This window comes from Streptomyces sp. NPDC001787, assembly GCF_040297465.1.
In the GTDB taxonomy this organism is placed as follows: domain Bacteria; phylum Actinomycetota; class Actinomycetes; order Streptomycetales; family Streptomycetaceae; genus Streptomyces.
In genome coordinates this window covers 25,376-38,344 of record NZ_JBEOZE010000007.1, presented here as the reverse complement: position 1 = coordinate 38,344, position 12,969 = coordinate 25,376, and the positions used below count along the sequence as shown (strand labels likewise).

The 12,969-nt window shown below is 71.9% G+C and carries 11 protein-coding genes; 5 read left to right on the top strand and 6 right to left on the bottom strand.

All coding sequences use genetic code 11. The features are described 5' to 3' along the window. The first annotated feature begins 20 nt into the window (after positions 1-20). Complete coding sequence (locus ABT170_RS12115; RefSeq protein ID WP_329945569.1) at positions 21-968, top strand: ABC transporter substrate-binding protein; 948 nt, start codon at positions 21-23, stop codon at positions 966-968. Between the two features lie 59 nt (positions 969-1,027). On the opposite strand, the gene ABT170_RS12110 is transcribed toward ABT170_RS12115, so the two are convergent. Continuing rightward, the gene (locus ABT170_RS12110) at positions 1,028-2,203 is read right to left on the bottom strand and encodes a DUF5685 family protein (RefSeq protein WP_329945570.1); all 1,176 of its coding nucleotides are present in this window, start codon (positions 2,201-2,203) and stop codon (positions 1,028-1,030) included. 309 nt (positions 2,204-2,512) lie between these two features. Here ABT170_RS12110 and ABT170_RS12105 point away from each other — a divergent pair, with 309 nt between their 5' ends. Further along, entirely contained in the window at positions 2,513-2,956 is a 444-nt protein-coding gene (locus ABT170_RS12105; protein WP_266929453.1) for a cell division protein SepF, read from the top strand. 37 nt (positions 2,957-2,993) lie between these two features. Here the strand turns inward: ABT170_RS12105 and ABT170_RS12100 are convergent, their stop codons facing one another. Further along, positions 2,994-4,232 (bottom strand): acyl-CoA dehydrogenase family protein, encoded by a 1,239-nt coding sequence (locus ABT170_RS12100; RefSeq protein ID WP_329945571.1) that lies wholly within the window; start codon positions 4,230-4,232, stop codon positions 2,994-2,996. A 108-nt stretch (positions 4,233-4,340) separates the two neighbouring features. Then, positions 4,341-6,026 (bottom strand): MFS transporter, encoded by a 1,686-nt coding sequence (locus ABT170_RS12095; protein ID WP_351866315.1) that lies wholly within the window; start codon positions 6,024-6,026, stop codon positions 4,341-4,343. 500 nt (positions 6,027-6,526) lie between these two features. On the opposite strand from ABT170_RS12095, the gene ABT170_RS12090 reads away from it, so the two are divergent. Then, positions 6,527-7,603, top strand: coding sequence for a phosphatase PAP2 family protein (locus ABT170_RS12090; RefSeq protein ID WP_351866312.1), 1,077 nt, complete (start codon positions 6,527-6,529; stop codon positions 7,601-7,603). A 150-nt stretch (positions 7,604-7,753) separates the two neighbouring features. Here ABT170_RS12090 and ABT170_RS12085 read toward each other — a convergent pair whose 3' ends face one another. Continuing rightward, positions 7,754-7,969: an I78 family peptidase inhibitor gene (locus ABT170_RS12085; protein ID WP_329945574.1), complete on the bottom strand. Its 216-nt coding sequence runs from the start codon at positions 7,967-7,969 to the stop codon at positions 7,754-7,756. A gap of 462 nt (positions 7,970-8,431) precedes the next feature. Beyond that, on the bottom strand, positions 8,432-9,715 hold the full coding sequence (locus ABT170_RS12080; protein WP_351866309.1) for a glycosyltransferase family 4 protein: 1,284 nt from the start codon (positions 9,713-9,715) through the stop codon (positions 8,432-8,434). 339 nt (positions 9,716-10,054) lie between these two features. On the opposite strand from ABT170_RS12080, the gene ABT170_RS12075 reads away from it, so the two are divergent. Continuing rightward, complete coding sequence (locus ABT170_RS12075) at positions 10,055-10,837, top strand: DUF8842 C-terminal domain-containing protein (RefSeq protein WP_329945576.1); 783 nt, start codon at positions 10,055-10,057, stop codon at positions 10,835-10,837. Between the two features lie 137 nt (positions 10,838-10,974). Continuing rightward, positions 10,975-11,331 (top strand): hypothetical protein, encoded by a 357-nt coding sequence (locus tag ABT170_RS12070; RefSeq protein WP_351866306.1) that lies wholly within the window; start codon positions 10,975-10,977, stop codon positions 11,329-11,331. A gap of 101 nt (positions 11,332-11,432) precedes the next feature. Here ABT170_RS12070 and der read toward each other — a convergent pair whose 3' ends face one another. Continuing rightward, positions 11,433-12,905: a ribosome biogenesis GTPase Der gene (gene der / locus ABT170_RS12065; protein WP_329945578.1), complete on the bottom strand. Its 1,473-nt coding sequence runs from the start codon at positions 12,903-12,905 to the stop codon at positions 11,433-11,435. Between the last annotated feature and the right edge of the window lie 64 nt (positions 12,906-12,969).

Sequence of the window (12,969 nt, the reverse complement as noted above, 5' to 3'; positions counted from 1 at the left end):
GAATCCGGAGAAGCCCCGCCATGCCCCGAACCCGCCATACCGCCGCCTTCGCCCTGATCACCGTCGCCGCGCTCACGCTCACCGCGTGCGGATCGGACGGTCCGGCGGCCACGCCGGGCGGTGGTGCGGGGGCGGCGGGCTCCGGCCGGGGGAAGATCCCGACGACCGACGTGGTGTCGGCGGTGCGGAAGAACGAGGCCGCGGCGGCACTGCTGCCCGCGGACGTCCGCTCCTCCGGCACGCTCAGGATCGCCTCCAGCATCGGCGCTCCGCCCGGGGCCTTCTACCTGGAGGACGGCAGGACCGCCGCCGGGGCGGACATCGACTTCGCGGACGCCGCGGCCAGGGCGCTCGGGCTGAGGCTGAAGCGCGAGGTCGCCTCCTTCGAGGCGATCCTGCCGGCGCTGGGCAGCGGGAAGTACGACCTGGGCACGGGGAACTTCGGGGTCACCGACGAGCGGCGCAGGACCATCGACTTCGTGACGTACATCAATGACGGCCAGGGCTTCGCGGTCCGCGACGACAGCGAGCTGAAGAAGGTCACCGACCTCACCCAGCTCTGCGGCCTGACCGTGGGCACCGGGGCGGGCACCACGTTCGAGGTGACGCTGGAGGAGAACAGGCACCTGTGCGAGAAGGCGGGCAGGAAGCCCTACGAGGTGAAGACGTACAACGACCAGGCCGCCATCTGGATCTCCCTCCAGCAGGGCCGCAGCGATGTGGTGATGTCCACCATCAACGGGCTCCGCTACGCGGTGACCCAGCAGGAGGGGCTGCGCTTCCTCAACGAGTACAAGCGGCTGGACGTCGGCTTCGCCTTCAGGAAGGGCACCCCGCTGGCACCGGCCTTCCAGGCCGCCGTCAACAGCCTCCGGGCGGACGGCACGTACGACCGCATCCTGAAGAAGTGGGGCACCACCGAGTCGGCGATCACCACCTCGCGGATCTCCCCGCCCGAGCTGAGGTGACCCGGTGCCGCACGGCCTCGGTCACCGGCCGTCCCGGCCTCCGCGCCCCCTCACCGGTTTCAGCAGTCGCACCCGCAGTCGCAGTCGCAGCAGCAGCCGTCGCCGCAGGAACTGCAGCAGTTGCAGGCGTCGCAGCAGCCTCCGCAGTCGCACTGGCGACAGAGTCCTTCGCGTTCCTGCCGGGACCAGGGGTCCGAGAAGGACCCGCAGCACATCTGGCAGGTGCAGGCGAGCCCGGCCCACACCAGGCACCCCGCGATCAGCCCGCGCCGGTCGCGCGGCGGCTCGGGCGGAGGCTGCGGCGGGGAGGCCGGGCCTCCGGGCGCCGGTGCGTACGGATGCCCCGGCGGCGGTCCGAACGCGCCCTGGTGCGAGCAGGACGAGGAGCCGAACGCCCGGTCCACCGAGCGCCGCAGCTCGTGCGCGAGCAGCACATGGACGAGCCTGCCGTCGGTGAACTCCGCGTCGCGCAGCGCCAGCCGTACGCCGTGCAGCGCGTCGTCGCAGAGCCGGCGGGCCTCGCCGAGCGGAGTGCCGGTGGCGGTGAGCGGGTTCCAGGCTCCCGACGCCGCGTCAGCTTCCCGGTCCTCCACGGCATCCAGCAGATGCGCGAGCCGTCCGAAGAGCCGGCCGGCCTCCGCGAGCGGTGCGGCGTTCCGGGGCTTTCCCGCGAGTACGGCGGTGTGCGCGAAGGCCGCGGCGGTGGCCGTCTCGGTGGGTTCGGTGATGGTCAGCAGCGGGGTGCCCGGCCCGGCGAGCGCCTCGATCCCGGTCTGCCGGTCCACCGCGTCGACCAGCAGCGAGGTGTCGAACCCGAGTGCGGCGCCGGTGCGCGCCCCGGCCCGGTCCCAGCTCGCGGCGACCCGGCGGGCGGCGGCGGCGACCGGCCGCCGGGCCAACAGGCCGTCCCGGTCGGCGACGTGGTCGCGGACCTTCGCCGAGGCCAGGACGAGCGAGACGGCCGCGGCGAGCCTGGCTCCCTCGCCCCGGGCGACCGGGGCGGTCCGCAGGGAACGCAGCGGACAGGGGCCCGCGGTGCGCCGTCCCGCCGGAGTGCGCACGGACTGAGCCTCCGTCAGGACCGAGACGATCAGGCCGTCATAGTTCGTAACGATACGGGCGAACTGTCCGTGGTCGGCGCGCAGAGCGAGGCAGAGCCCGCACAGATGCGCCATCCACTCCACCCTGAGTACCTCGGAGAGCCGATGGGTACAGGGCCTGACGATTCCGAACACGACGATCCCCCGAGAGCCGTTCAGCGGGCGCGCGCCACTCGTGCACCCGCGCGTCGTGCATCGTATCGAGTGCTCCGTTCACCCGTACGTCCCCCATGTCACCCGTACGGACCGGTGCATCATATTTTCCTTCCGCAACCGTCCGTATGCAGGAGGAACCTTGACGAACCGCCACATGTTCTGCACCAGTACCGTCACGAATCCCCTGCGCGCCGACTATCCACTTGGCGCGGTATCCGCATCATGGACGACCATAGGGATACGAAAGAGATGCGGAACGCCAAGGAACCGCGGTGAGAGGAGGCGTCCATGGGATCGGTGCGCAAGGCGAGTGCCTGGCTGGGCCTCGTAGAGGACAACGACGATCGGTACTACGACGACGAGTACGCCGGGGGTGCGGAGACCGGGACGAACGGCCAGGCCTGGGTGACCGACCCGCGGGTGCAGGTGGCCGCCGAGACGGCCGAGGAGCAGGACCGCCGGATCGCGACCGTGACCCCGGACAGCTTCCGGGACGCGCGGGCCATCGGCGAGCTGTTCCGGGACGGCGTCCCGGTGATCGTGAACCTCACGGCCATGGACCCCGCCGACGCCAAGCGCGTCGTGGACTTCGCCGCGGGACTGATCTTCGGTCTGCGCGGCTCGATCGACCGGGTGGCCACCCGGGTCTTCCTGCTGACCCCGGCCGACACCCAGGTACTCAACGGCGAAGCCGCCGGCCGGAAGGCCGACGGCTTCTTCAACCAGAGCTGAGCAGGGCGCTCGCCGGACAGGTCCGGCGGCGTCCCGTTTACCGGAACGCGTCCAGACCGGTGAGCGCCTTGCCCAGCACCAGCTGGTGCATCTCCACGGTGCCCTCGTAGGTGAGCACCGACTCCAGATTCGTCGCATGACGCATCACCGGGTACTCCAGAGAGATCCCGTTGGCGCCGAGAATCGTGCGCGAGGTGCGGCAGATCCCGATCGCCTCCCGCACATTGTTGAGCTTTCCGAAACTGACCTGTTCCGGGCGGAGCCTGCCCGCGTCCATCCTGCGGCCCAGATGGTGGGCGAGCAGAATGCCCTTGTGCAGTTCGACGGCCATGTCCGCGAGCTTGGCCTGAGTGAGCTGGAAGCCACCGATCGGCCTGCCGAACTGTTCCCGTGTCCTCGCGTAGTCCAGGGCCGCCTCGAAGCTGGCGCGCGCCGCGCCCATCGCCCCCCAGACGATTCCGTAACGGGCGTGGCTGAGGCAGCTGAGCGGGCCGCGCAGACCCGCGGCCCCCGGGAGCACCGCGTCGGCGGGCAGCCGTACGCCGTCCAGGACCAGCTCGCTGGTGACCGAGGCGCGCAGCGACCACTTGTGCCGGATCTCCGGCGCGGTGAATCCGGGGCTGCCGGCCGGTACGACGAAACCGCGGATGCCGCTGCCACCGTCGTCGTCGCCCGTCTGCGCCCAGACGATCGCGACCCCGGCGACCGAGCCGTTGGTGATCCACATCTTGCGTCCGGTGAGGATCCAGTCGTCACCGTCGCGCTTGGCGTACGTACGCATCCCGGCGGGGTCGGAACCGTGGTCCGGCTCGGTCAGGCCGAAGCAGCCGATGATCTCACCGGCCGCCATACCGGGCAGCCAGCGCCGCTTCTGCTCCTCGGATCCGAAGCGGTGGATCGCGTACATGGCGAGGGATCCCTGGACGGAGACCAGGGACCGGATCCCGGAGTCCGCCGCTTCCAGCTCCAGACAGGCCAGCCCGTACTGGACGGCGGTGGCGCCCGCGCAGCCGTATCCGTCCAGGGACATGCCCAGCGCGCCGAGCGAGCCCAGCTCGCGGGCCAGCTCGCGGATGGTGGGCAGCTCGCCGTTCTCGTACCACTCGGCGATGTGCGGAAGGACCCGGTCGGTGGCCCAGGCGCGGACGGCGTCCCGGATCGCGAGGTCCTCGGGGTCCAGGAGATCGTCGATGCCGAGGGGATCGCCCGCGTCGAAGGGCGGAAGCTTCGACGGCTTCTCCCGCTTCGGCGGGTTCGCTGACTCGGTGGTGGACATCAGGATGCCTCCGGCGGCTCGCACGGTGCTCGAAGGGCCCTCGGGACGCCCGCGGACCCTCCGGAAACTAGCAGTGATAGTCAGGGCGTCGTGCGCTGACGTTACGTCTCAGTGTGCCGCGCGTCCAGAGCCGGTGGCCTCGGCCGGTTCGCGCCGCGCGGGCAGCGCGATCCGGCGTCCCGGACGGTCCTGGGCGCTCGCCGCGGCGGGCGCGGGAACCCGGGGCTCCTCCGTGGGGCAGGCCTCCCGCACGGTGCAGTCCATCACCCTGGGCAGCCGCAGCGCGGCCAGCGCCCCGAGGAGCAGCAGCCCCGCGCTGACGAACAGCGTGATGTGCAGCCCGTCGATGAAGGCGTGCCGGGCGGTGGACCGCAGCAGGTCGCCGAGCGGGCCGCCCAGCTGCGCCGACACCTGGTAGGCCTCCCCCAGGGAGTTCGCCGCCGCCGCGCCCGCCTTCTCGGGTACGCCCTTGTCGTGCAGCGTGGCCAGGCCGGGGGCGTACGCGGCGTTCATGACGCTGCCGAGCAGGGCGATCCCCATGCCCGCGCCCAGCTGGTAGGACGTCTCGCCGATGGCCGCCGCGCCTCCCGCCCGGTCGGCGGGCGCCTCGCTGAGCATCGATTCGTACGCCCCGAAGAGCGTGGACTGGAGCCCGAAGCCGAGCAGGACGAACCCGGCCGTCAGCAGGGCGGGCCGGTCGTGCTGCCCCATCAGGGTCAGCAGCGAAACGGCGGCCGCGGTGAGGACGAAGCCCCAGCCCACCATCCGGCGGGGCCCGACGCGGCGCAGGGTGTACGAGCCGGTGACGCCCGCGGCCATCGCGGCGAAGGTCAGCGGCAGCAGCCGCAGTCCGGTCTCCAGGGGGCTGAGGTCCAGTACCAGCTGGAGGTACTGGACGGCTATCAGCTCCAGGCCGACCAGGGCCAGCATGGCGAGCACGATGCAGCCGACGGCCGTGCTGAAGGCGGGCCGGGCGAACATCCCGACATCGATCAGCGGATGCGTACGGCGCTTCTGCCGGCGCACGAACACGGCCAGGAGCGCGGCGCCGGCCGTGAGCGGGACGAGGGTGGCCGGGCCGAGGAGGCCCTCGCCGCCGCCGACGCGCTTGACCCCGAGGACCACGCCGAGCACACCGGCCGCCGCCATCAGCGCGCCGAGCACGTCCCACGGGCCGTCGTCGCCGCCGCGGGACTCCGGAAGCAGCCAGCGGCCGATCGGCAGGATCAGCGCCATCAGCGGGATGTTGATCAGGAAGACCGAGCCCCACCAGAAGTGCTCGACGAGGAAACCGCCGATGACCGGTCCGGTGGCGGCCCCCACGGCGGCCACCGCGGTCCAGACCCCGATGGCCGTGGCGCGCTCCCGGCGGTCGGGGAAGACCTGGCGGAGTATCGACAGCGTCGCGGGCATGATCATCGCGCCGCCGACACCGAGCAGGGCGCGCGCCGCTATCAGCACGGCGGGGGTGTCGGCCATCGCGGCCATCGCGGAGGCGACGCCGAAGAGCGCGTACCCGAAGAGCAGGACCCGCCGTCTGCCGATCCGGTCACCGAGAGTGCCGAAGAGGATCAGCAGCGAGGCACAGACCAGCGGATAGGCGTCCACGATCCACAGCAGGCCGACGGCGCTGGGCCGCAGGTCCTCGGTGACCGCCGGGACCGCGACATGGAGCACCGTCGCGTCCAGCGCGACCAGCAGCAGACTGAGACAGAGAACGACGAGGACGACCCAGCGGTTGGCGCCGTCGGCAGCTGCACGCGGCCGGACCCCGGCCGTGGTCGTCGCGGACATCTACGTACCTCCCAGAGAGTCCCTCGCGCTCGGCAGACCAACCGGGGACCCGGTGCACGGTGTCCCGCAGGCCCGGCATCGACGGGCGAGTGAGCCGTCAGCGTACGCGAGTTCGCCGTGGTCACACGTGGTCCACCTCATACGCAGGTGCGCCACCGAGTGTGGCGTACGCCACCCCCGCGCCCTGCGGCGCCCCCTCCGCGAGCCCGCCCCCGGCCCCTTCCGGGGCGGTGCGCGACGGCCGCGGCCGGGCGGCCGGCGGACGAACCGCGCTTCCCGCGGCCGGCCGGCGCAATTCCCGGAAAACCTCCGAAGCGGAATTGCCCGGCCGTTCAAACACCCTGGCGAAGCGGGCGCGCGGGCAATTGATCACAAGATCACGGATATTCTCCGCCGCACCGCGATTATCCGCCGCGCCGAGACATGGTCCACATCACATCGTCATCACAAAGCGGCCGGATCGGCCTGGTCACCTACTCACTCGCTGTAACGTCGATTGGGTGCGTACCGACATCTTTGCCCGGCTGGACCGGGAGCCGGAACCGCCGAAGATAGAGGCACCGCGGATGAGCCGTCACCGCATCGCCCTCTTCGGCGGGACGTTGGCGTTCTATGTCGCCATCGTCGTCGCGGTGCTGGTCTCGTCCTGGCTGGTGGCCCTCGACTGGAAGGTCATGCTGTTCCGGCCCTATCAGCAGTGGCCCGAACTCCACGCCTTCCTCGACTACTACGTCGTGCTGGGCCAGCGCGGCCCCACGGCCGTGATGATCGCCAGCTGGCTGGGCTGGCGCTCCTGGCGGCAGCACACGATCCGGCCGCTGCTCACCCTCGGCTGTTCGCTGCTGCTGCTCAATGTGACGGTGGGCGCGGTCAAGCTGGGCCTCGGGCGGCTCGGACCGCACTACGCCACCCAGATCGGCTCCGCGGAGATGTTCGCGGGCGGCGATATATTTCCTTCCGGACACACCGCCAACGCCGTGGTGACCTGGGGAATCCTCGCCTATCTGGCCACCACGCCGCGGGCCAGGCGCTATCTGTCCGCCCTGTCGGCGACGGTCTCCCTGGGCGTCGGCCTCACCACGGTCTACATCGGCACGCACTGGCTCAGCGACGTCCTGCTGGGCTGGGCGGCGGGACTGCTGATCCTGCTGGCCCTGCCATGGTTCGAGCCGCTGATCACCCGTGCCGAGGCCTGGATCTTCTCGGTGCGCGAGCAGTGGCGGCAGCGCCGTGCCGCCGCGCCGGCACCCGCGCCCGTCGCGGCCGGCGCCCCGCAGACGGTGCCGCTCCCCCAGCCGATCGGCTCCGAGAGCGTCGCCGCGGGGAGCGGGAGCGCCGCGGCGGCCTCGGCGGCCGGAGCTGTTCCCGCGGCCGGGCAGAGCGACGCACAGGGCGCCGGGCAGAACCCTGCGCACCCCGGGGCGGGGACACGGGCGCGGGCGCACGCCGCGCACCCGGCGCATCCGGCCCGTTCGGAGCGCACCCCGATCACCCCGGCGGGCCCCCGTCGCCCGCCGCACGCCGACCGCACGCCGCGCGGCAGCACGAGCCCGGCCCGCCCGATGACGGGCGGCTGAGCCGCCCCCGGACCGCGGGGACGGTACGCACAAGCCTCTCCCCGCACGAGCGAGGGCCCCGACACCTGTGTCGGGGCCCTCGCTCGTGTCCGCCCCGGCCCGCTCCCCCCGGCTCCCGGGAGGCGCCTGCTCCGGGGCGCGCACCGGCCCTCAGCCCACCCAGCAACGCGTCACGGTCGAGTCCTCGACCTGGAAGTTGATGCGTCCGCCACGGAACTCCATGGTGAGGAACGTGCCCGGCGGCACGGCCCTGACCGAGGTCCAGCCACGGGATCTGGCCCGCCGCTCGGCGGCCTCGGCACCGAGGCCGACATACGACTCGGGGACGTCGTCCGGCTGTACGGGAGGGGTCGGTATGGATGCCATGCCTCTCACCGTAGGCGGCCTCGGACCGTGACGGAAGGCGGGGTCGCGACGGCGCGTATCCCATCCCCGCGTGCCGCGCCGGTCACGCTTGTGTCACAGGATCCCCACACTCGTTTACTTCGAACTATTCATCCGAACGGGCAGCCTGAACGGGTGATCGTTCCTTTCCGTACACCGGGGAAAAGGGTCCGGGAACCGGGAGCGCGGAAATCCCTAGCGGGATCATGAACATGATCCGCCTTTCCGCTCGGCACCCGAAACAATTCACCCGAATGCCCATAACCCCAGGAATTCATACGCCCTTATGCAGGTCTTATATTCCCCACACGCTTCCCACACTCCGCCCCACCGGTGTGCACTATCGGAATCTCGCCATCCGAGAAGCGGCGGCGGCGGACCACGACACGGTCGGCCGGCGGCCCGGCGGACGGGCGGCCCGGCCGGGGAGCGCGGCGGTGCCGCTCAGGCGGACCGCCCCCTGCGAATCGTGTCCGCGGCCTTGTAGCGCAGGGCGTACGCCCCGTCCAGCACGGTGCCCCTGGTGCGGTGCGCCGCGGTACGCAGGACGCTCTGTGTGCGCCCCCGGCTCCCGTGCGCGGCGAGCTCGGTGTACAGGCTCTCGTGGCGTTCGGCGATCCGGGCCGGGTCGAATCGCTCCGACGCGGCCAGCGCCGCGGCGCCCATCCGGTGCCGCAGCCCGTCGTCCTCGATCAGTTCCAGCAGCGCGGCGGTGACCGCCGCGCGGTCGCCCACCGGCACCAGGCGTCCGTCGGCCCCGTCCTCGATGATCTCGGCCGGACCGTGCGGGCAGTCGGTGGCCACGACCGGCAGACCGCAGCGCATCGCCTCGACGATCGTCATGCCGAACGACTCCCGGTCCGAGGTGACGGCGGCGATGGACCCCTTGGGCCACTCGGCCTCCATCGGGTGGACGGAGCCCATCAGGACGGCCCGGTCGCCCAGACCGAGTTCGCCGATGAGGGTGCGCAGCGTCTGCTGTTCATTGCCGGTGGCGTCACCGCCGCCGTAGATCCGCAGCCGCCAGTCGGGGCGCACCGCGCTCACCTCGGCGAAGGCCCGTAACAGCAGGTCGTACCGCTTGACCTTGTGCAGCCGGCCCGCCGCGACAACCCACTTCAGGTCGCCCCGCGCGGGCGCGCGCACCGGAGCGGGCACACTGTTGGGGATCGCCTCGATCCGTACGCCGTCCAGCCGGAGCCGGCTGCGGTAGTCCGCGGCGTCGGCCCGGGTGACGGTGGTGACCGCGTCGAGCAGCTCGTAGCGGTGGGCGATCTCGCGGCGCAGCCGGTAGCTGTGGCTGTCCAGCGTGAGGTGCTCCTGGGCGACGCGCACCGGACCCCGGCGGGCCTGCCTGCTGATGTGCACGTTGAGGCCGGGCCGGGTGCCGACGACCACGTCCGCCGCCAGGGAGCGCAGATGGGCCGCGATCCTGGTGTCGGTGAGCCTGCTGTACTGCTTGTGCCTGGTGTCGCCGCGCGGGAACACCGCCGCGGGCCTGGCGCATTCGGCCGCGTCGCCGTCGTAGGCCGCGCTCTTCTTCCGCAGGTCGACGAGGTGACGCACGGTCACCCCCGCGGGCGCGCCCAGCGCGGGTGCGTCGCGGTGCCGGAAGACCGACACGATCTCGATGTCGTGCTGCTCGGCGAGCGCCCCCGCGAGATTGAAGGTCGTACGGATCGTTCCCCCGATGCCGTACGCGTTGTGAAGCAGGAATGAAATGTGCATGTCGTCGTCGTATCCCCCTGATCGACTCGGTCTGCTGGGGACTGTACTGTCCGCCCACCGCTCGCACAGAATCCGAACAGCGCCCCCGGGCGGGTCGGGCGGGCCGAGGTCGGGCCGCCCCAAATCCCTTACATGGCCTGCGTGTTCACGGAATGGCCCGGTCCGGATAGCCCCCCGCCCGGCCGCCGGCGAACTGCTCCGGCCGGTCGGCGCGCCGTCGCGGCGGCCGGTCTCCCGTATCCGCGCGCCCTGGCGCGTGACCCCGGCCGCAGATCCCGCGTTGTCTCTTTCATGAGCCGGGAACCGCCCGGCTCACGCACCGAGTCCGAGGAGCCACCCGTGCCGCGCATGCTCGACGTCAGCGAGGACGTACGCGCCGAGATCGGCGACGCCGAAGCCGACCGGCTGCTCGTCGGCGACAACGCCCCAGGCAGTTACGACTGCACCTCCTGCCGCACCCCCGGCGACTCCGACCAGGAACGCACCAGCACGGTGCTGTTCATCGGCGACGAGACCGCCGTGCTCGCGTTCGCCCACGCGACCTGCATTCCTTCACAGGTCGTCCAGGTCGCGGAGGACCAGCTCCAGGGAGCGGTGCGAAGCATCACCGGAAGCGAACCACAGAACCCGGAGGGTCTCATGCCCGAACAGGCCGTCCTCGGCATCACCAGCGGCCTCGTCCTGATCGAGGACGATCTCCGCCCCGCCCTGGTCGTGGAACCGACCGGCCCGGTCGCCCGGCCGGGCACCGACGGCAGCGGGGGCGACGCCTTCCTCCAGCTGCTGCTGGAGCAGGGCTTCCGCTCGGCCCCCGACATGAACCGGCTGCCGGAGATCCTGCCCGGCTGGTCGGTCCTGCTCGCCATGGGCCAGCTGCACGCCGTGCTGCAGCCGGGCTCCGGCAGCGGCGCCCCGGTCGCCTGGTGGCAGGCCCATCAGCCGCTCCAGGTCACCGAGGGGTGGCGGGCCGCGGTCAACAAGTCGCAGACCGTCCTCGTCTTCGCCGCGCCGGCGGGTTCGATCGGCCAGCAGCCGCGCGAGGACCTGCTCCGCGACGCCCTGGAGAAGGCCGCGGTCAATGGCCTCCTGGTGGCCGCGGCCATGCCGCTGGCCGGGACCTGATCATGTCCGTCCCTCCCGGGCACCCCCGCCGAACAGCGTTTTCTCCGCCGGGACCGCATCCGACGGGCGGTGAGGTCGTTGGCACCTACGTGCACTCATACGACTCCTCCCGCCAGCACCAGCGTCAGATCCCTGCCATGCGCCCCGCGCAGGATCCATCGGAGGGCAAGTCCCCCACCCCGATCTACGACGCGCTGTACTCCGAGTACCGGCGCTCGTTCCGGGCGCTGCCGGGCGATCGGAGCGGTGAGGAGAATCTCGGCTTCGCCGCCTTCGGCGCCGGTCTCTTCGGCAGCCGTTCCCCCCTCGGCGGCCATTCCGCCGCAGGCGGGCACAGCAGCCACAGTGGTCAGAGCGCGCACGGCGGCAGCGGCCAGGGCGGGCACGGCGGCACGCCCGGCGGGAGCCTCGGCTCCTGGCAGCGGGTCGGACGGCACGCCGGACGGGCCCAGCCCGCGGCGCTGCCACCGGGCTCGGGGTCCCGGGAGTACTGACCGGCGTACCGCGTACGACGGACGAAGCCCCGGACCGCTCGCTCGGGCGAGCGGTCCGGGGCTTCTCCCTGCCCGTGGCGGCCCGCTGCCGCCATGGCCGGCTACTTGTTGCGGCCGCGCTTCTCGCGGACCCGGACCGAGATGTGGATCGGGGTGCCCTCGAAGCCGAACTCCTCGCGCAGCCGGCGCTCGACGAAGCGGCGGTAGCCGTGCTCCAGGAAGCCGGAGGCGAACAGGACGAAGCGCGGCGGCTTGGTGCCCGCCTGCGTGCCGAACAGGATCCGGGGCTGCTTGCCGCCGCGGATCGGGTGCGGGTGGGAGGCGACGATCTCGCCGAGGAAGGCGTTCAGCCTGCCGGTGGGAACACGGGTCTCCCAGCCCTCGATCGCGGTCTCGATCGCCGGGACGAGCTTCTCCATGTGGCGGCCCGTGACGGCCGAGACATTGACCCTCGGGGCCCAGGCGACCTGCGCCAGCTCCGTCTCGATCTCGCGCTCCAGGTAGTACCGGCGCTCCTCGTCGAGGGTGTCCCACTTGTTGAACGCGACGACCAGGGCGCGCCCGGCCTCCACCGCCATGGTGATGATGCGCTGGTCCTGGACGCTGATGGACTCGCTGGAGTCGATCAGGACGACGGCGACCTCGGCCTTCTCGACGGCGGCGGCGGTACGCAGGGAGGCGTAGTAGTCCGCGCCTTCCTGGAGGTGCACGCGGCGGCGGATACCGGCGGTGTCGATGAACTTCCAGGTGGTGCCGCCGAGCTGGATCAGCTCGTCGACCGGGTCGCGGGTGGTGCCCGCCAGCTCGTTGACGACGACCCGGTCCTCGCCCGCCACCTTGTTCAGGAGGGAGGACTTGCCGACGTTCGGGCGGCCGATCAGGGCGATCCGGCGAGGACCGCCGAGGGTGCCGTCGCCGAAGCGCTGGGCCGGGGCCTCGGGCAGGGCTTCGAGGACGGCGTCCAGCATGTCGCCGGTGCCGCGGCCGTGCAGGGAGGAGACCGGGTAGGGCTCGCCGAGGCCCAGCGACCACAGGGCGGTGGCGTCCGCCTCGCCGCTCTGGCCGTCGACCTTGTTGGCGCAGAGCACGACGGGCTTGCCGGCCCGGCGCAGCAGCTTGACCACGGCCTCGTCGGTGTCGGTCGCGCCGACGGTCGAGTCGACGACGAAGACGACCGCGTCGGCCGTCTCGATGGCGTACTCGGCCTGGGCGGCGACGGAGGCGTCGAGGCCCAGCACGTCCTGCTCCCAGCCGCCGGTGTCGACGACCTTGAAGCGGCGTCCGGCCCATTCGGCCTCGTAGCTGACGCGGTCGCGGGTGACGCCGGGCTTGTCCTGGACCACTGCCTCACGGCGGCCGATGATCCGGTTCACCAGGGTCGACTTGCCGACATTGGGGCGGCCGACGACGGCGAGCACGGGAAGCGGGCCGTGACCGGCCTCACCGAGGGCGCCCTCGACCTCTTCGAGGTCGAAGCCCTCCTGCGCGGCGAGCTCCATGAACTCCGCGAACTCGGCATCGCCAAGTGCTCCGTGCTCGTGGTCCGAGCCGTCGGAGTGAATCTGGTCGTTCATGAAGTCCGTTCCTCTTTGCATCATCATCGATGGACCGCGGTCAGCGCGGTCCACTACTCAAGTC